This window comes from Methylobacterium sp. Leaf99, assembly GCF_001422375.1.
GTDB lineage: Bacteria > Pseudomonadota > Alphaproteobacteria > Rhizobiales > Beijerinckiaceae > Methylobacterium.
Genome location: NZ_LMMU01000001.1, coordinates 1895028 through 1913684, shown reverse-complemented (window position 1 = coordinate 1913684; position 18657 = coordinate 1895028). Strand labels below are relative to the sequence as shown.

21 protein-coding genes and 1 pseudogene are annotated in these 18657 nt (G+C 60.4%); 13 read left to right on the top strand and 9 right to left on the bottom strand.

Going from position 1 to position 18657, the window contains the following annotated elements; translation table 11 throughout:
- Positions 1-17 precede the first annotated feature (17 nt).
- The 9 genes from ASF28_RS21615 (at position 18) to ASF28_RS08795 (ending at position 8860) form a co-directional block, all read left to right on the top strand.
- Entirely contained in the window at positions 18-1568 is a 1551-nt protein-coding gene (locus ASF28_RS21615) for a class I SAM-dependent methyltransferase (protein WP_082476069.1), read from the top strand.
- Positions 1569-1600: 32 nt separating this feature from the next.
- Complete coding sequence (locus ASF28_RS21610) at positions 1601-2398, top strand: SapC family protein (RefSeq protein ID WP_082476068.1); 798 nt, start codon at positions 1601-1603, stop codon at positions 2396-2398.
- A gap of 51 nt (positions 2399-2449) precedes the next feature.
- On the top strand, positions 2450-2983 hold the full coding sequence (locus ASF28_RS08810) for a hypothetical protein (RefSeq protein ID WP_056090302.1): 534 nt from the start codon (positions 2450-2452) through the stop codon (positions 2981-2983).
- A gap of 175 nt (positions 2984-3158) precedes the next feature.
- Entirely contained in the window at positions 3159-3491 is a 333-nt protein-coding gene (locus ASF28_RS08805; RefSeq protein ID WP_056090299.1) for a helix-turn-helix domain-containing protein, read from the top strand.
- A 66-nt stretch (positions 3492-3557) separates the two neighbouring features.
- Positions 3558-3872, top strand: a complete 315-nt coding sequence (locus ASF28_RS21605; protein ID WP_082476067.1) for a helix-turn-helix domain-containing protein — start codon at positions 3558-3560, stop codon at positions 3870-3872.
- On the top strand, positions 3872-4225 hold the full coding sequence (locus ASF28_RS21600; RefSeq protein ID WP_082476066.1) for a helix-turn-helix domain-containing protein: 354 nt from the start codon (positions 3872-3874) through the stop codon (positions 4223-4225). The genes ASF28_RS21605 and ASF28_RS21600 overlap by 1 nt, the downstream gene beginning before the upstream one ends.
- Positions 4226-4697: 472 nt before the next feature.
- Positions 4698-6734, top strand: a complete 2037-nt coding sequence (locus ASF28_RS22370) for a calcium-binding protein (RefSeq protein ID WP_157085417.1) — start codon at positions 4698-4700, stop codon at positions 6732-6734.
- Between the two features lie 369 nt (positions 6735-7103).
- Entirely contained in the window at positions 7104-7571 is a 468-nt protein-coding gene (locus ASF28_RS08800) for a LexA family protein (protein WP_443189719.1), read from the top strand.
- Positions 7568-8860 carry a Y-family DNA polymerase gene (locus tag ASF28_RS08795; protein WP_056090296.1) on the top strand — a complete coding sequence of 431 codons (1293 nt, stop codon included), beginning with the start codon at positions 7568-7570 and terminating at the stop codon, positions 8858-8860. Before ASF28_RS08800 ends, ASF28_RS08795 begins: the two co-directional genes overlap by 4 nt.
- Before the next feature lie 15 nt (positions 8861-8875).
- Here the strand turns inward: ASF28_RS08795 and ASF28_RS08790 are convergent, their stop codons facing one another.
- The 4 genes from ASF28_RS08790 to ASF28_RS08775 form a co-directional block, all read right to left on the bottom strand.
- Positions 8876-9373, bottom strand: coding sequence for an HD domain-containing protein (locus tag ASF28_RS08790; RefSeq protein ID WP_056090293.1), 498 nt, complete (start codon positions 9371-9373; stop codon positions 8876-8878).
- Entirely contained in the window at positions 9373-9639 is a 267-nt protein-coding gene (locus ASF28_RS08785; RefSeq protein ID WP_056090290.1) for a hypothetical protein, read from the bottom strand. Before ASF28_RS08785 ends, ASF28_RS08790 begins: the two co-directional genes overlap by 1 nt.
- A 16-nt stretch (positions 9640-9655) precedes the next feature.
- A complete protein-coding gene (locus ASF28_RS08780; RefSeq protein WP_082476065.1) occupies positions 9656-10030 on the bottom strand; it encodes a hypothetical protein in 375 nt (124 codons plus the stop codon).
- Between the two features lie 65 nt (positions 10031-10095).
- The gene (locus tag ASF28_RS08775) at positions 10096-10356 is read right to left on the bottom strand and encodes a hypothetical protein (RefSeq protein ID WP_056090286.1); all 261 of its coding nucleotides are present in this window, start codon (positions 10354-10356) and stop codon (positions 10096-10098) included.
- A gap of 1389 nt (positions 10357-11745) precedes the next feature.
- Between ASF28_RS08775 and ASF28_RS08770 the strand changes: the two are divergent.
- Positions 11746-12552 (top strand): annotated as a pseudogene (locus tag ASF28_RS08770) (phage portal protein); the annotation flags it as partial.
- A gap of 52 nt (positions 12553-12604) precedes the next feature.
- On the opposite strand, the gene ASF28_RS08765 reads toward ASF28_RS08770, so the two are convergent.
- Complete coding sequence (locus ASF28_RS08765) at positions 12605-13543, bottom strand: hypothetical protein (RefSeq protein ID WP_056090284.1); 939 nt, start codon at positions 13541-13543, stop codon at positions 12605-12607.
- A gap of 189 nt (positions 13544-13732) precedes the next feature.
- Here ASF28_RS08765 and ASF28_RS21590 point away from each other — a divergent pair, with 189 nt between their 5' ends.
- Together ASF28_RS21590 and ASF28_RS08760 are read left to right on the top strand one after the other, a co-directional pair.
- On the top strand, positions 13733-14245 hold the full coding sequence (locus ASF28_RS21590; protein ID WP_082476277.1) for a DUF488 domain-containing protein: 513 nt from the start codon (positions 13733-13735) through the stop codon (positions 14243-14245).
- Entirely contained in the window at positions 14190-14942 is a 753-nt protein-coding gene (locus tag ASF28_RS08760; RefSeq protein WP_244474932.1) for a hypothetical protein, read from the top strand. Before ASF28_RS21590 ends, ASF28_RS08760 begins: the two co-directional genes overlap by 56 nt.
- A 154-nt stretch (positions 14943-15096) precedes the next feature.
- On the opposite strand, the gene ASF28_RS21585 is transcribed toward ASF28_RS08760, so the two are convergent.
- A complete protein-coding gene (locus tag ASF28_RS21585; protein WP_157085415.1) occupies positions 15097-15807 on the bottom strand; it encodes a hypothetical protein in 711 nt (236 codons plus the stop codon).
- Positions 15808-16077: 270 nt separating this feature from the next.
- Between ASF28_RS21585 and ASF28_RS08750 the strand changes: the two genes are divergently transcribed.
- Positions 16078-16689 (top strand): plasmid pRiA4b ORF-3 family protein, encoded by a 612-nt coding sequence (locus ASF28_RS08750; protein ID WP_056090280.1) that lies wholly within the window; start codon positions 16078-16080, stop codon positions 16687-16689.
- A gap of 24 nt (positions 16690-16713) precedes the next feature.
- Here ASF28_RS08750 and ASF28_RS08745 read toward each other — a convergent pair whose 3' ends face one another.
- From ASF28_RS08745 to ASF28_RS08740, 3 genes are all read right to left on the bottom strand, one after another.
- Entirely contained in the window at positions 16714-17325 is a 612-nt protein-coding gene (locus ASF28_RS08745) for a recombinase family protein (RefSeq protein WP_056091487.1), read from the bottom strand.
- 161 nt (positions 17326-17486) lie between these two features.
- Complete coding sequence (locus ASF28_RS22365; RefSeq protein ID WP_157085413.1) at positions 17487-17822, bottom strand: hypothetical protein; 336 nt, start codon at positions 17820-17822, stop codon at positions 17487-17489.
- A 532-nt stretch (positions 17823-18354) separates the two neighbouring features.
- Complete coding sequence (locus ASF28_RS08740) at positions 18355-18543, bottom strand: hypothetical protein (RefSeq protein WP_056090277.1); 189 nt, start codon at positions 18541-18543, stop codon at positions 18355-18357.
- Positions 18544-18657 lie beyond the last annotated feature (114 nt).

The window sequence follows — 18657 nt, the reverse complement described above, 5'->3', positions numbered from 1 at the left end:
CTGCGGGAGCGAAGTCCATGACGGGCTGGACTGAAGGGTACGTTGCCGACATTCCGTATGCCCTTGGCTTCTACCGAGAGACGGTACCGGCGCATCTCGCCTTCACCGTCACTTGTGTCGATCGGCATCCAGGCCTCAGCCTCGGGCCTCAACACATACTCGAACTCGGCTTCGGCATGGGCCTCGGCTTCGTAATCAACGCTGCGGCAAACCCAGCGACGCAGTTCGAAGGCGTTGACTTCAATCCGCTGCACGTCGCGCATGCCCAGGGGCTGATCGACGCCGCCGAACTCACGAATGTTTCGGTACGAGAGGCTAGCTTTCAAGACGTCGCCCGAGAAGCGAAGGAGGGTCAGCACGATGTAGATTTGATCGTCCTGCACGGCATCTTGACTTGGGTCTCGGCTGAAGCGCATGAGGCTATCGTGGAGATTGCCCGCAAGCGGCTTAAGCCCGGCGGCCTCCTATATGTCAGCTACAACTGTATGCCCGGGTGGGCACCGATGCTTCCGCTGCAGCGGCTAATGCGCGAGAATGCGAAGCGTGTAGGTGGGCGCTCCGACCAGCAGACTGGATCTGGGCTGAACCTTGTTAAATCGCTGATTGAGGAGGGGGCTGGCTACTTCCGGGTCAATTCGACCCTCGAGCAACGGTTTGAGAAACTCAGCGCCTTCGACAAGAACTATCTGGCGCACGAATACCTGAACGCGAATTGGTTCATATTCCACTTCGCCGACGTGGCCGCAATGTTCGACGCAGCCAAGCTGGGCTTTGTAGGATCGGCGACGTTCATCGAGAATATCGACAACCTGTCCGTGCCGGAGAGGACGCGTGCTCGCATCAGCGCCGAGACCGATCCGATATTCAAAGAAACGCTTCGCGATATCGTATCGAACAAGCAATTCCGAAGAGATATCTTTGTACGCGGCGCTGCTAGCACGACCCCAACGGAAAAGATTGAAATTTTGAAATCTATGCGCTTCGCGCTGGCTGTGCCACGAGCGCAAGTGACATTCAAGATTTCGAGTCCCATCGGTGATCTCGATGGCAATCCGGAGATCTATGGCGCTGTCGCAGATCTACTGGCCCAGGGATCAGCCAGTTTTGCTGAAATCTCTGCACTTTCAGTTTTCCATCAAGGGGGTACGAGTGCCGCACTTCAGGCTGTTGGCCTGCTGGTCCATAGCGGCCAAGTCCTACCCGCTCCCTACGGTTCCGCGCCTGACCCACGTCCCGCCCAACGACTTAATCGCGTTCTTGCCGAGAAAATGCTTCACGGCCGAGCTTACAACTTTCTAGCTGCACCTGTTGTTGGATCCGGCGTGCCGGCGACCAACACCGACTTACTCATTTTCTCGGTGATGTTGTCCGGCACAGATCAGAGTGCCGAGACGATAATCAGTCATGTCCTCCAGACGATGCAACGACTCGGTTTTAATTCCGTGAAAGAAGGTCGAACCGTCACAGATCCGGCGGAGCGGCAAGCTATCGTCAGCGCCGAAGTCGGTAAGTTTCTGGCTGAAAAGTTGTCTGTCTGGCGCCAGCTAGGCGTCGCTGAAATGCGATAAGCGATCGGTCGACTGCGGAGAAATTTGAATAGATGAGCAGCATTCAGCCAATCTCGCGGGCACGTCATGCAGGTCTGCGTTGGAACCGAAATGACAGCTACAATTTTTCGTCCGGCCGTAATCTCGTCGCCTTGGCGGCGGCTGAGCTATTGCGTGCAGCACTGTCGCTACCGATGACCTTCGTAGAGCAAGGCGGGCAATGGTCGCTTTGCGCCCTGCTTGGTCTCGCTCCAGGCCAAAATCTGTATGTCGGCCCGGACGGGCGATGGATTGGGAGCTACATTCCCGCCACCCTGCGAGCCCATCCGTTCCATCTCGGCTGGGAGGGCGTGAACGCTACGCTCAGCCTGGATGAGGACAGCGGGCTGCTCTTTGATGACGGGTCCGGCGAGCCGATCTTCGACACGTCCGGCGATCTGAGCGAGCCGGTCCGTAAGGTCTGGTCCTTCCTCTCCGCAACGGCGGAAAGCTTGCTCGCCCTTGAAGCGGCGTGCCGCGTACTGGCCGAGGTTGGCGTTGTCGTGCCTTGGCCGATCACTCTGCAGGGAACGGACGGCACTCATACAGTCTCTGGTCTCTTTCAGATCGATGAGGCGGCGCTAAATGCCCTGGATGATGAAGCGTTCGGCCGGCTCCGCCGCGCCGGCGTGCTCGGCGTCGCCTACGCCCAGCTTCTCTCCATGGGCAACCTCGCCGATCTCGGCAAGCTCGCCCAGGCCCGCGCCGAGTTCGAGGCTGCGGAGCGTGCCAGGGCCGAGGTCAAGCCGATGATGACGCTGCCCGACGACAGCACCATTGACTGGGACTGGAGCAAGGTTGGCAAGACCTGACCAGTCGCCCGCCTCCGCATGCATGTTTTGAAAAGAAAACCCAAGGCGCCCATGGCCCCCACCCTCCCCATCGCCGCCGTCAGCCTCCGGTTCGCCTACGGCGAAGGCGAGGACCGGCTGACGCTCCTGGCCGCCGATGCGCAGGGTAAGGCCGTCCACGTCGCACTGACGCGCCGGCTTACGGAGCGGCTCGTCAACGGCTTGGCGCACCTGCTGGAGCAATCGAGCTCCATTGCCGTCCAGGCCCCTGCGGAGATGCGCGACGACATCATCATGATGGAGCATCAGACGGCCCTGTTCGGTCAGGGAGAGCCTCCGACGGATAGGGAAGCCGAGCCTTCAGACGAGATCTCTTCCCTACCAGCGCCGCAGCTGGTCACGGCCATGGACATCAACCTCACGCCGACGACCTTCGAGCTGCAAATGCGCTTCGGCGAAACGCCGCTGATCCATCTGAGCCTGAACCGCCTGCAGGTGCATCAGCTGGTTGAGGTGCTCAGCCAACGGGCCGAGGGCGCCGGGTGGAACATTGCCGTAGGCGCAGCCTGGATGGAGCCGGGCCAGACGAAGATCGTTCTCAACTGAGAGTAGCTCACGGGTGTGACTTACCCTTGGGTTAGTTCGATCGAGGCCTTGTTACCACGTAGAATCACTTGCTAACGTTTGTCGCACGCGTGCCATAGTTTTCTGTCTTCACACGTGGTATGGAACTCACATGACTCCTGCGGGGCGGAGCGCCCCGTGAACCGGTGACCGAGTGATGTATGCCCATCAGACGAAGCTAGCGACGGAAGAGGTCCAGGTGCTGCGCCGCGAGGGCGGTCGCTACCTGCGTGAACTTCGTGAGGCGCGCGGGCTTTCGCAGCGCCAGTTGGCGACGCTGCTCCACCTCGACTTCTACACCTTCGTTTCGCAGATCGAGACCGGCCGTGGCCGCATCCCACCGGATAGCTACCGGATCTGGGCCGAAGCCCTGGGGATCGAGCCGCGCGAATTGGTCCGCAACTTGATGCGCTACTACGATCCCGTAACCTTCAATATCCTGTTCGAATGGGACAACGCAGCCGCGCAACCCACCGCGAACGTCGCTTAGTGCATTCTGACGAACGCGCGAAGCCAGTAATCTGGCTTCGCGTTTTTATGTCGAGTACCGTTATTTATGAAAAAGCCGGGCCTCCAAAAAGAGCAAACGTTTAGTCAAGAAGAAATTACCGAAATGCGCCGCGAGGCTGGCAAGTGGCTTAAGACACTTCGTGAAGCTCGCAGCTACAGTCAGAGCGAATTGCAGCGGCTCATTGTTCCGCACCTGCGTACCAAATATGTTTCGTTAATTGAGCATGGCCGTCAAATCGTCATGCCAGAAGATATGGAAGCTTGGGCGAGAGCGTTAGGCGTAGAACCAGAATATATTGCGCGGAACCTGCTAAAATTCTACAATCCCTTGGTGTATCAGTTCATCTTCGACGAGCACTGATGTTCACGCTCACACGATCTAAAAATCCTGACGACGCTAAAGAACGCCTTCGTCTGTGCGGGCAATGGCTTTGCGATCTTCGTGTAGCGCGAGATTTAACGCAGACTGAACTCGCTGCCAAAGTCGGTGGTGTTCTCAATACCTACATCTCTCAGGTGGAAACAGGCGCACGCCGCATCTCGCCCGAGCGCTACCGCGAATGGGCTGAGGCGCTCGACGTTGATCTCAGAGCTTTCGCCATCGAGCTTCTGTTCTACTACGATCCCATCACGCACAGGCTCCTGTTTGGCTCAGCCGATCAGGTAGCTGCAGACGGAAGCGGTTCGACCTCGCACGACACTCAATCGTCGTAGAGGCATCCGACGGCCTGTTCGGGACGTGAGCTAAGCTCGCCCGCCCAGCGCCGGACATCAGCCGCCCTGTAGGCTCTCCGCAAAATCCTCCGGCACTTCACCGAACTGGCCCAGGATCGTTGCGGCTTCAAGCTCGCCCCTTTCGTCGTCGGCTACGACCTTCAGCGCTGCGGTCCCTGGCATCCGGTCGGCTGGAGGTGCCCCCACACGGATTCGGACATGGGCCAGTCACGCGCTGCGTCTCAAAGCCCCATACCCTGGCAACCTGCAGAAGACGGTCAGGCTCCGTCTCAAGTGCGCTGTTGAAACGTCCTTCTGGCCACCGCCCGGGAGTGTTAGTTTCGCTGTACAGGCGAACGTCTCTCGTGCAGATTGCGTCGTGGATTGACAGCTCGCTTCCAATTATTGCGATGCTGCCAGCCAGAATGGTTTCCAGTTTTCTAGAAAAAATTCTAAGCGAAAGAATGATAGAATGGCAGTCATAACTGGGACAAACGGCAACGATCTTCTCGTTGGAACAATCGAAGACGATAAAATTAATGGCCTGGGCGGCAATGATTTATATACACTCAATATTCCGTTCAGTGGCAGTGACACCGTCAACCTCGGTGAGGGATCAGACAGCGTAACGATATCGCCTGGAGATTCAACGCAAGTCAGAATTAGTTTCGACGCGGGAAGAGTCGGGGACGGCATTGCTTTCGTCCCGTCGAATATTAACGACAAAATTTCAATGTTTCTCGGCACATATGTTCCTGGCTTACCAGTCTTTGTGCAAGCGGAAAATGCGAATGATATCGTTGTCGGACAAGCGAGCCGGTTCGATGATGAGGGGATCAGTTTCGCCTTTGATGCACCCGGAGCAACATTCGATGTGAGGACGAACTTTCGTTCTTCGAACGGAGAATTTGTCGAGTCCGGTAGAATAGGCGATCAATTCTCCGGGGTCGTTCTCGGTTCGCAGGGTAATGACGCGATCACAGTCGCTGGATTGGGCGCTAACTACTATATCTCGTCTGGAAACGGAAACGATACAATCACCGGCGGATCCGGGAATGATGTCGTATTCGGTGGGATTGGCGAGGATACCTATATCTTTGATTTGCGGGGTGGCGGCTCTGATACCGTTGATCTGGGTGACGGGTCGGACGTCGTGCAAATCGTCAATGCGCCCGCGAACCAAATCAGATTGACCTTCACGTCCGCCGAGGTGGGCAATGGCCGAGCCAATGATTCCAACGCGGCGTCAACGCAAGACGGTGGCCTTGGGGTTCGGTTGCAGTCGGAGAATGGCTCAGATGGCCTCGTCGGTCCGATTAGTCGTTTCGATGATGAGGGTACGATTTTCACCGCTCCGACTGGTACGACTTTTGACGTTCGTGATCTGCTCTCAGGCGCTCAGCGAGGCGATCAGTTCAATGTTGTGATGCTAGGCAACGGCGGCAACGATACCTTTACTGCCAGCCAGCCGGGGTTCTCTTATTATATGAATGGGGGAAGCGGTTTTGATACGATGATCGGTGGTCGAGGCAATGATGTCCTAGTGAGCGGTGGTGGGGCGGATACACTCGACGGAGGTGGTGGTTTTGATCGGGCGATTTTCTCGGTCGCCCTGCGCACCGTTAGCTACAGTGTGGCAAGCGATGGCAGCGCGGTGATTACGCGGCCGGACGGAACCGCGACGGTTCGGGGTATCGAGGAGTTCGTTTTTGCCGACCGTACAATAAACGTCGCTGATGGCAGTCCACTCGTCGATGATTTGTATTATCTCATCCGCAATCCAGATGTTGCAGCTACCGGCATTGACGCTGATACTCACTATTTCCAGTATGGCGCTGCGGAAGGTCGCGATCCCAACGCCTTTTTCTCAACGACGGGTTATTTGGCTGCCAATTCTGATGTCCGAATCAGCGGGCAGAACCCGTTAAGTCAGTACGACCAAGCTGGGTTCCGCCAGGGGCGCGACCCGAGCGCGTCGTTCGATAATGAATTCTACCTCTCTCGAAATCCGGACGTTGCGGCCGCCGGCCTCAATCCGCTTGCCCATTATCTTGAGTATGGACAGGCCGAGGGCCGAGCGAAGAGTGCGGCAATCGGGCAAGCCACGAACATCAAGAATGGCTTTGATGCTGAATATTATCTTCTAACCTATCAGGATGTTGCCCGTGCAGCGATAACAAACGGCGGGGACAGCTATGCTTTTGCACAGCAGCACTTCGAACAGTCTGGCTTTCGTGAAGGCCGTAATCCCAATGCGGTTTTCGACACCCGCGGTTATCTCTCGACTTATGCCGACGTTGGGGGGAACCCTCTGACACACTATGATCTGTACGGCTTCAAGGAAGGACGGGATCCTTCGAAAGGTTTCGATAGCAGTGCCTATCTTAATGCTTACGCCGATGTTCGCGTGGCGGGTGTCGATCCCATGCAGCACTATCTACAATATGGGATATACGAAGGCAGATCGCCTTTTTCCGACAATACGTTCGGGGCCGGAAACTTAGGCTGATCTAGATTTCATGGTTTGCATTTTTTGAGGTAAAATTTATCGGCCTCACTATTAGAAATAGTGAGGCCGTTTTTGATAAATAATGACCACGTGCTACTAATTTTGCCTCAGTGTTTTGGATCGAGTCGGCTCGTAGCCCCTTGGAGTTTTTCCCAAGACTTATCAGGGATCATCCTATGGTCCTGCCGTGAATCACACGACATCGATTTAAAGCAAGCCCAGATGCTTGGGGCACTTCGGTTTCATCGAAATCCGGCTGCTCGACGGACGAAGGCGCGGAAAAACGCCATACACGCTATCAACAAGTCGCATCGACAAGCTTGACCGTGGAACCAACCGAGCGCTTGTTCTCTTTTCGTTCTAACACGGATGGAGCATGTGGTGGGCCTTTTTCGGGTCGCGGAACTGGTTCGGGAGGGCGACAATCTCGTTCGTATCCCGATCATGGGACAAGCGCTTTGCGCCGGCTTCCCATCGCCGGCCGACGACTTCCTCGAGGGTGCCCTGGAGCTCCCGCGGTGGCTTGCCCCTAACCCGCCCGCGACCTTCGCCTGGAACATCTCGGGCGATTCCATGCGGGGCGCCGGCATCTTCGATCGCGACCTCGCGGTGGTGGATCGCAGCCTGAAGCCGGGCAATGGCAGCGTGGTGGTGGCCGCCATCGATGGCGAGATGTCGATCAAGCGCTTGCGCATCGAGGGCAACGTCGCGCGGCTGGCTTTCGAGAACCCTGACCTGCCGGCCTTCGCCGTGCAGGAGGCGGCGGAGGGCGAGATCTGGGGCGTCGTCCGCTTCTCGATCCGCTGGCACATTGCTCGTGCCGGCCTTGTCCGATGAGCCGCGCCATCGCTCTGATCGATGGCAACAGCTTCTACTGCTCGTGTGAGCGCGTGTTCGATCCGAAGCTCGCCCGGGTGCCAGTGATCGTGCTGTCGAACAACGATGGCTGCGCCATCGCCCGCACCGCCGAGGCCAAGGCCCTCGGGATCAAAATGGGCGACCCGTTCTTCAAGATCCGCGAGCAGTGCCGGCGCGACGGGGTACGGGTTTTTTCCTCGAACTACACCCTCTACGGCGACATGAGCTCGCGCACGAACGCGGTCTATCGCGACTTCTCCCCGCGGGTGGAGATCTACTCGATCGACGAGTCCTTCCTCGACCTGTCGGACGTGCACCCGGACCTGCGCGCCGAACTCGCCCGGGATCTGCGCGCCACGGTGCGAGCCTGGACCGGCATCCCGACCTGCGTCGGCATCGGCGCGACGAAGACCCTGGCGAAGCTCGCCAACCACATCGCCAAGACGAACCCAGAGATGGACGGCGTGTGCGACCTGACCGACCCGGTGGCCTACGATCACTGGCTCTGCCGGATCGCGGCGGCTGAGGTCTGGGGCATCGGCCGTGCCTCGGCGGCCAAGATCGAGGCCATGGGCGTCGACACGGTGGCGGACCTGCGCGACCTCGACCCGCGCCCGGTGCGCAAGGCGATGACGGTGGTGGGCGAGCGCATCATCCACGAGCTGCGCGGCCTGTCCTGCCTACCGCTCGAGCTCGTGCCTGCCCAGCGCAAGGGCTGCGCGGTCACCCGCTCGTTCTCCCGCCGGGTGGAGGATCGGGGCACGGTCGAGCAGGCTGTGGCGGCACACGCGACGCGCCTGGGCGAGAAGCTCCGACGCGAGGGCCTGGGCACCGATCAGCTCACTGTCTTCTACCACACCTCGACGCACGACCGGGGCGACCCGATGCGCTCAGTCTCCACCACGGTGACGCTGCCGGAGGCGACGAACGATTCCCTGGTGCTGATCCAGGCCGCGCAGCTCGGCGTCGCCAGAACCTGGCGCGAGGCGCCCGGTGACCGTCCGTGGCGCTACAGCAAGGCCGGAGTCATCACGACCGACCTGATGCCCCTGGCGGCCTCACCGCGTGCTTTGATTGGCCGGCTCGACCGCGAGCGCAGTGGCCCGCTCATGGCGGCCATGGACGCCTGCAACGGTCGCTTCGGGCGAGGGGCAGTTGTCCCAGCGCGCGCCGGCTTTGCCCCAAAACGCACGTGGTCGACGAAGTTCGAGATGCGAAGCCCGCGCTATACCACGCAGGTGACCGAGCTGCCGACGGCGCGCGCATAAGGGCCGCTGCCATCACTACGGCCCCGTGTACCCCAAGGCAGTTGCAGCGTCGCGAAGCCTGGGCATCGATGCAGCATAGCGGGCCGTAAGGCCGGCGCCGGTCTGCAATTGCCGGTCTGCCCGCGCATTGTCCTCGTTGTCCGACAGCTTGATGAGGATCGCGCCGATGTTGCCGGATCGGATCAGGGTCCCGATGCGCTCGGCGTAGGACAATTCCTCATCCGATTTGGAGAGAAGCTGCACCATCTTGACGACCTGGGGGGCGTAACCCGCTTTCAGGAGATCGTCAGCGGTCGTTGGCGTGTCCTCCAGAACGTCATGCAGGTAAGCGGCCTGCAGGACGTGATCCGGGTTGATGCTCAGGCCGTCCTTCTCGAAGGCATGGGTGGCACGGCCGCTGGCGGCCCCCGCAACGCGGTTCACGTGCCGGATGTAAGGCTTTCCGGCTTTGTCGACCTGTCCTGCATGGGCTTGCGCTGCGAACTGATGCGCGTCGGAGTTGGACGGAGGCATCACACCTTCTCCGGCCGGGCGAGCAGGATCGCCGTGCGCACGGCTGCGCGCTTCAGGTGGTCCGTCGCACCCTTATTCGCCGTCGTGACGGAGGCCCACTCGTGTGCCCGCACGGCCTCGGCCAGGTCGATCCGGTATCCCTCGCCAAACAGGAATGCCGACGTGTTGTGATCGGCCATGAAAGCTTCCACCGCGGCCGCGATGTCCGCGTCGCTTAAGGCCTTCGCCTTAAACAGTTCGCTGGTGGTTTGAAGTGCGTTGGCCATGGGCGCCAGATAGGGCCTAGCGCCCGAACAGCCAGATCGGCACGGCGCCCGTTGGCCGGCCGGGCGTGTCGCGGTAGTGGGCGGTGTTCATGAACGCGATCCGGCTAGCGGTGATCGCTGACACCTTGTCGCCCGACATGACGATGCCGCCGCAATAGTCCGGACGGATCAGGCCGGCCTCGGGGTGCACGCCGAACAGGTCCAGCGTCGTCCAACCCAGCCCGGCAGCCTCGTTGGCCCAACGGTCGAGGAAATCGACGCACTTCTCATGCACACCCGCCCAACTCTGCATCGTCAGGCCGGGGCACGGCACGACGCTCGACCGGAGGTTCAGGAAGCCTTGACGCCAAGCCTGCGGGTCAGCGGGGACGATCTTGGGTGCGGGGGCCATGGGGTCCGGTGCGTGATGGCCAAACGGCCTAGGCGGAGGGCGGCTGCCGCATAGCAGGCGTACCCTCAGTCCGTCTCCCCATTCACGGGCGCTTGCAGCATCCGGAGCGCTTCACTGACGGTCTCTTTCAGGTCGTACAGCGACTGCAGCCCCATCGGTACACCAATGCGCTGCCCCTCAGCCGTGTTTAAAACGACCACTGCCAGATCCTCCCCAACGAGAAGCTCGAAGTACGGCATGCAAACCGGGAGGAGGAAGTCGCCTTCAGCCCCTTCAGGTAGGGCGTCTCTCGCCTCGTTTGGTAGGAAGGGCTTGAGTCCAGTCATCAATCGGCCACTGAGAGACTACGCTCCTTGCGGCACGCAGGAACCCTGTACGAGTGTCGAAACCGAGCGCCAGAGCTACTCGGCACTGTGTCCAAGATGATTGTGTATCCCAATTTGCGATTCAGCGCCGGTCACATCTTATTGAACTTGCGAGAACACGGTCCGATGGGCGGTTGAGTTCGGCCGGCGGCAATTTGCCTGGGTCGCATCTAGCTTCGATCGGGGCGATGCGTATCAAGCAGGAAAACTTTACCGATCCGGCCACACGGCGCTCGCTCTAGCAAACCGTCCGACGTCACTGAGTCGCACGGGATCCGGTCATTGCAATTACACATTGTAAAGGGATGATCCATAGCTTGTGCCAGATTGCTCAACCTGAATTCGGATGCTCAGGATGTTATCGTGGCTCCCTTCCGTATTAAAACGCTTTAGCCCTCCTAGAAACGGCGAAATAAAACGCAAGAAAAATACGGACATCGTCCAGTCCGTTATCCGCATAGGACAGTCCAGTTTTCCCTGCGAAGTTGTTGGGGAACCTTCCGATAAGATACTCATAAATCTCAAACATAAGCCGGCTGGAAAGATCCCTCAGAAACTGGAATTGCGATTTTCGGGAGACAAAACTTTTCGCTGGGTACAACTTCGATGGCACCATGGCGAACAGATTAGCGTCCAGCCGATCACAACCTGGGCTATAAAATAGCGAGCTTTGAAGCACAGTAGCGTTCGCCGCTGCGGCGACGACCGTTTCAGTGATAGCCTTCGCCGTGAACAACTCTACGGTTGTCTGAGGAGCGTCGGCCATGCCGGCAAGATAGAGCCTACCGCGCGAACAGCCAAAGTGGCACCGCCCCCCGCCGGCTGCCCGCCGAACGAGTCACGCGACCGGTTATGATTTCCCCTTTTTCACCACCAAATCGCTTTTACAAGATGCTAGAACGTTCCCCTAATGTTCGACCAATGTTCGACATATTGCTGTAATACTAAGATACTGATTTTACACAATTTATTCCGAAAAACACGAAATCTGCGATTTCGGCCCCGACGGCCTGTCGTCCGGCGCCTCGCCCGACCGCCTCGACGCCCTCGTGTGGGCGCTGACCCACCTCCTGCTGCGCGGGTCGAGCGAACCGCGCATCCGGCGGCTTTAGAAAAGTCGATCGAATCGCTTGACGCGCATTCCCTCGCCCCGCGTGCGGGGAGAGGGCTTTGCCGACCCCGTCGTCGGCACAGCGAGGCGGCCCCCTCACCGTCGCTGCGGCTTCGCCTTCGCTCGCCGCAGGCACGACGGGGTGCCTGCGGCCCTCTCCCCAGCCAAGCGGGAAGAGGGGGAGGCGCGTCGGCGCTCCGCCAAACAGCGCAACGGCTTCGCGGACAAGGATCGATCCCATGCCCAACCTCTTCACCCGCCTCGCGCGGGCCGCCTTCCCCGTGCCCGAAGCCAAGGCGGCGCCGCTCTCGGTGCAGTTCTACGGCGAGGGCCGGGCGGTGTGGACGCCGCGCGAGGGGAGCGCCCTCGCCCGCGAGGGCTTCCAGCGCAACGCCGTGGTCCACCGGGCCGTGCGCCTCGTGGCCGAGGCCGCCGCCGCCCTGCCCCTGGTGCTGGCGGACGCGGGCAGCGATCATCCGCTCCTGCGGCTCCTCGCCCGGCCGAACCCGCGCGAGGGCGGGGCGCGGCTGCTCGAATCCCTCTACGGGCACCTCATGGTCTCGGGCAACGCCTACCTCGCGGCCGAGAGCCTGGACGGCACGGTGCGCGAACTCCATGCCCTGCGCCCCGACCGCATGCGGGTGGTGCCGGGGCCGGACGGCTGGCCGATCGCCTACGCCTACACCGTCGGCGGGCGCACCCTGCGCTACGACCTCGGGGCCGAGGGGGTGGCGCCCATCCTCCACCTCACCCTGTTCCACCCGGCGTGCGACCATTACGGCCTCGCCCCCATGGAGGCGGCGGCCACCGCCCTCGACATCCACAACGCCGCCAGCGCCTGGAACAAGGCGCTCCTCGACAACGCCGCCCGCCCGTCCGGCGCCCTCGTCTTCGCCTCGGCCGCCGGCAGCGCTTTGAGCGACGCGCAGTTCACCCGCCTGAAGACGGAACTCGAAGCCAACTACCAGGGCGCCGGCAATGCCGGCCGCCCGCTCCTGCTGGAGGGCGGCCTCGACTGGAAGCACTTGTCAACGAAAGACCTCGAACAAATCGCGTTGGGCAGAAGCTGTTCGTACTCCGATTAGGTCGTCCGCGCCCTCACTCTGTCTCACGCTCTTCTCCATGCTCCTCGTCAGGCAACCTCTCAGCTCCACAAGCCTCGCAGCGAGAGACGTACAGACCAGAAGGTCCAAGGTCCGGTCGCCAGTCCACCCTGATCTTGTAGGACCGACAGCGTTCGCATCGCACCGGAGAGCCTGCCTCCTTCCGCAAGGCTGCCGCTCCATAGTTCTCAATGACGTGCGAGGTGGCCTGGAACGCAAGTTCAGCGTCGCTTCGTGTCGCGTTCGCGGCGTGCGTCAGCCAACTCACAAGCCTCCAGGCTCGCTCGCCGGTCGTCTTCAGGTAGCCCCGAACGAACTCGGCAGAAGCGCCGGGGGCGAGAGCATTGGCGATCATGTCGTCCCAGGCAGGGAAGTCAGCCGCTTTTGGCACTGTCTCTCCTGCGGGAAGTTCTACGAGGTCGGCCACCTCCCGGATGAACGCGAGTAGGCACTCGCGGCATCTCATGCCGACTGCCTGGAACTCCTCCGCTTCGTCGGCAGCATCGAGGGCTTCTCCCACCTGCACCATCTTCCGGCTGGTGATCAGAAGTAGGTGCTCTTCCGCTTCGGGCACTGGTGGCTTTCGAGATGATGCCACGCGCGCCATCAGGCCCACGTGGAAGGAGAGCGTGTAGTCGAGGCTTGGCATCAGGGACTGGGAGTAGAGGTTCGTCGGGCTGGTGATCACCCACCACCTCTGCTTGTCGGTGTGCACATCCCAGACGTCATGCTTGTTTCCCATGACGCGCTCGCTGGCGATCTTCTCAGCGTGTTGGACGATCTCCTCACCACGGCACTGCCATTCGACGTAGTCCGTGATCTCCTGCGCCTCTTGCGGGGACTGCCTGAAGAGCAGCTTGTCCATCGCAGCGGCCGGTAACGCGGGTGGGACGGTGCAATCCGAGGAGGGCTCGGGGTCGTCGTTTGCGGTCATGCGTTCCTCATCCCGTCGCACCCGCCCAACTGTGGCAGTTCGGCTGGGTGTATCCAACCTGTTGTCTCCGGCAGCGGCTGTGCGGCTCACCCACCTCTTTTTAGCCAAGTTCGCGTTGAGTACGTAGCTGCGAGCGAAAGCCTTTTGGCCTCCTCCCAAAACCAAGCGAACCGAGCGCGAGTGCAGGCAGTGCGGACCATCTTCACCATCGGCTACGAAGGAACGGACATCGACCGCTTCGTCGCAACTCTCTTAGACGTAGGGGTGGAGGTGCTCGTTGATGTGCGAGCGGTCTCGGTCTCCAGAAAGAAGGGCTTCTCGAAGAATGGGCTCAGGGCTCGCTTAGAGGCTGAGGGGATTGGTTACGTACACCTCCGGGGGCTCGGAGACCCCAAGCCTGGAAGGGAGGCTGCGCGCGCTGGCCGATACGACGATTTCCGCACGATCTACGGCCAGCACCTGATTAGCCGGGAGGCTCAAGACGCGCTCGCGCAACTCGGCACGCTCACGCAGGAGCAGACAGCATGCTTGATGTGCTTCGAGCGTGATCCGACCGTGTGTCACCGGTCGATAGTTGCCCTTGCCATCACGGAGCAACCTGGGGCAGTTTTCGATCTCTACGGCGATGTACCGGATCGTTACCGCAATGCTCCAATCCGCACGGGTTACGATCCTCGTCAAGGCGCTCCCGCAGCCGAGTAAGACCTACGGCGAGACCGTCTGCTGCGCCGGGGTGACCACGGAAGGAAAGTGGCTCCGGCTGTTCCCGGTACGGTTCCGGCACTTGAAGGAAGCGAGCTTTAGTCGTTGGGATTGGGTTCGGTTCCAGTACGAACGACCGAAGGCAGACCGCAGGCACGAGAGCTGTCATGTCTACGAAGAGACAATCAAGAGGGACGGCCAACTCCTGGGACGCGAGCGGTCCACCCTGCTCGAACCGCTCCTCGTTAGCTCCGCTCAAGACGCACATGAGCAGGGACATTCCCTCGCTTTGATACGGCCTCGAAACACGCGGTTCATCTACCGCGCCAAGAAGCCCACCGACATCGAAGCAGACCGCGAGGCGTACAGACGAGCTGCACGTCAGACCTCATTCTTCGACGAGGAACTCGCAGCACTTGACCCGTCACCATTCGAGTTCAAGTTCCGCTTCGATGATGCCGCCGGTTCCCACGAGTACCAGAATGGTGATTGGGAAGCCCATGCGATGTTCTGGCGTGAACGTCAGAGAACCAGCGAGGCTGAAGCATTGCGTTGGATGGACGGCATCTTCAACGATGAGTACCCACGTCGCGGGATGGTCTTCGCTCTCGGCAACATGGCAAAGCGACCGCAAACCTGGCAGCTTCTCGGCGTCTTGCGTCTTGATGAAGCCAATCAGACCGCTTTTGCTTTTTGAGGCGGCCATGGAACACAGCATGATTAGTCACCGCTTCCATGCTCGGTAAGACCTAAAAGACTTTCGTCCCCTGCATGTTCGTTGTGCGTACAATCCGCTCTACCAGGACGGTGTTTGCTCTTGATCGAGCAGGCGACCCATCCCACCGCCTACCTCAAGCGGCCAGACGTTCCGGCATGAAGGCGTCGGGATCATTTTTGGGCTGGTTGTGGGCTTCGGTAATGTACCTCGCTCCGCCGGAGGCCAACACCTCAGCTTCGTGTCTCGTAGAAGAGCGGACCTTACAGACGTCGGGAAGGGACCGCTCCTTCCTTTGCCTCGCACTCGACCTCTGCCTCGACTGGATGCCAACGTAACGACTGACCACCTGCTGCGTCACGTCGAGTATGCCGGCCATCTCCGCGTGGGTGAGGTCAGGAAAGTGGTCACTTAGCCAAAGGACACAGCCCTGGACGTTCAGGTCACTGAGGCGTTCAGCACGGAAGGCGTTCAACGCCTCATGCGCCTGGATGATCACGGGACGTGTCTGCTTGGCTTCGAGAGCGGCAATCGTCTCTGACCACCTCCCTTCAATCCACTCTCTTCCGGCTGGACTGATGACGTCGAACGGGTGACGCACCCTCGGAGGCTTTGCTGGGATGTGCTTCCCGAAGCCTCGCTTCACGACATCAGGCGTCAGACGATGGCGATTGTGGGCACGACCACCTTCAACGTAGAGGAAGCCCATCTCACGGAGGATGGTCCTGATCCGACGTGGTGTAACTCCCATCAGCTCACCAAGTTCGGTGATTGTGATCCAGTCGCCTGCGCTGACCTCGACCAGTTCGCCCGTGCGCCTGTCCAGCGTGTGTTCTGTGTACTTCATGTCCGTGTTTCTCTTTTGTTGTGAGCTTCGGCAATCAACCTCGCTCCGCCGGAGGCAGAGGAGGAACAGGGGTGAGCACGACTGATCCCCGCGAGCCGTCAGGCGCACGTCGAGGACATCGTGAGTGTGGATTGGGTGTCGGGAAGGGGATTGAATGGAGGACGGCGTGGGGTCTGAAAAAGGGACCGATACGCACCATCAGAGCCGTGAGCGGAACTACGTCGCCCCTCACAGGCTCGACAGCCTCACTCGTCTGTCTACGATGCGAGCATGAGCTACGTTGACAGCATCGCCCGGCTACGGATCGTCCTCGACGACACCGATCCCCCGATCTGGAGGGTCGTTGAAGTCCCGCTGACAGCGAGCCTCAAGGCGCTGCATGAGGTGATCCAGGCGGTCATGCCCTTCGAGGACTACCACCTGTTCGACTTCCGTATCGGGGAGCGACGCTACGCACTGCCTGACCCAGACTGGCCTGATCCGAAGATCAGGGTCGCTAAGACCACAAGGCTGGGTGCTGCGCTGGAGCCAGGGGTCGAGCAGTTCTCGTACACCTACGACTTCGGAGACAACTGGCAGCACACCATCACGGTCGAGGCAGTCGGCCCCGCAGACCCTGCTGTGGCCTATCCACAGTTCATTGAGGGCAACAGGAGAGCACCTCCGGAGGACGTTGGCGGCACGATGGGCTTCGAGGAGTTCGTTGAAGCTGTCACCAAGCCTCACCACCGTGAACACAAGGCGATGCTGGCGTGGTGTGGTGGATCGTTCGATCCTGAGACCATCCCGACCGAGACCATCACCGAACGGATCGGCAAGCTGGCAGCACGGCGAACTACTGGGAAGGCAGGCTTCGCCAAGAGCCGAGGGCTGAAGGAGTAACCACCCCCAACCTCGCAGCAGCCTTCAGGCGGCCCTCTTCGCGATCTTGGCGATGGTCGCTCGGCTGCAGCCGGTGGCAGCCTGTACCTGGGACCAGGAGAGCCCCTTAGAGAGCATGGCCGCGATGCCGGTGTTGCGCTCGACGTCCTCAGGACGGCCCTTGTATCGGCCCTCTGCCTTCGCCTTCGCCTGACCCTCGGCCTGCCGTCTACGGCGATCCTCGTAGTCTTTGCGAGCTACGGCAGCGAGCACGTCCAGCATCATGCAGTTGACGGCCTCGAACATCCTGAGGGTGAAGGCGTCCGTGTTGGTGCTCGCCATCATCCAGGAGGTGGGAAGGTCCAACGCCACGACGCGCACTCGACGCGAGGCGATCTCGGTTTTCAGCTTGTCCCAGTCGTCAGCGGTGAGACGGGACAGACGGTCCACCTGTTCGACCAGCAGTACGTCACCAGGACGAGCGTCCTTCAGCAGGCGGAACAGCTCGGGACGAGCCAGCGTCGATCCGCTCTCGTTCTCCACGTACCAGCTTGCGATGTGCAGCCCCCGCTCTGTGACGAAGGCTTCGAGTTGCGCCCTTGCGCGCTCGGCATCCTGGTCGGTGGTGGAGGCGCGAAGGTAGGCACGAACGAACATGACGAAGCCCATCGGTCTGGTTTGAATGGTCTACATCATACTGGTTCGATTTGGATGGTCAAGACGTCTTTGTGAACCAGACCATTGGGTGGTACGGTAAGGGCACACCCAAATCGAACCATGCAAATCGGCGGCAACTGGCTGTCAGGCCGTCAGTCAGATCACGATGAACAGGAACCCTGATTGCCACTGCCGCCGTCACAGGAGCCACCGCCGCTACTTGAACTCGTGAACTGACCCATTGAGTGTGCGCCGTTCCCAGCTCTGAAGCACAGGCGACCGTCGGTAAGAGCGCAGATGATGAGCGAGGCACCGAGTAACGGCGCGACGCAGCCTGCCATAAAAAAATGACCGGCGATGCCGTTGAACGGCTTCTGAGGCGGTCCGTAAACAGAATAGTATCCGCCAGCGGCCATGAGCCCGCCAACTACCAAAATCAGGATGCCAAGAGCCAACATCCACGACATCCGCCGGTGTTTCGGCTGTTCATCGTCCATGCAATCTACCCTCTGATTAGGACGCCATACAGTCCCAGAGTTCTCCTGCCTTGGCCATTTTGGTAGTGACGGCTTCAGGCGGTAGCTGTCACCACTGAACTTATAACGCGCCACTCCCCACGAGGGTCGCAACAGCGGGAGCTGTGCAGGTCGCCTGAAGCGAGAGAGACCAGCGGCGGCGGCATGAGAGGCACCCTAGTTGCCCACAGCCCCTGCCGACTGTGCCGACGAGGCAGGCCACGGGGAAAACCGGTCTCCGCGAATGTGTCGATGGGTCTTCGATTGCGTTTCGCCCACATTCCGACCTCCTCAGCCGGCCTCACACAACCCACTGGGTCGCTTGGTTCAGGCTGTCGCGTGATCCACGCCAGTCCTCTCCACGGCCTGAGGTCGCCGCCTTCTCCTAGTGATGGCCCCAATGGCGGCCCAGAGCGCCTACGCACTGATCCCATGGTAGAAGCGCATGTCCGCCTGTAAATGCTTGGCTTGATCGTACTACCCGCCAAGGGCTCTCGGCGGCTGACGGATGTAGTCAGAACGGCCATTCGTAGTGCCGCTCCCAATCCCTCGAGCGGATGAACAGGCCAGAGGCGAAGGCAGCATCCCCCCACAGGGCCGTGATCCCGTACCGTCCCACGTTCAGCTCGACGTCTCCCGAGTAGACGGTGAGGCTGATGCCGAAGGCGTGGACCTCGAAGGCGGGGAAGAGGCGTGACAGCATTGGACCTGACCTATCGGTGCCCACCACGGCTGTGAGCGAACGGTCAGGCTTGCCTCACAGGTTCCGTGAGGTGGCCATGAAGCATGATGCGACATGGACATTCAGCAGATCCCG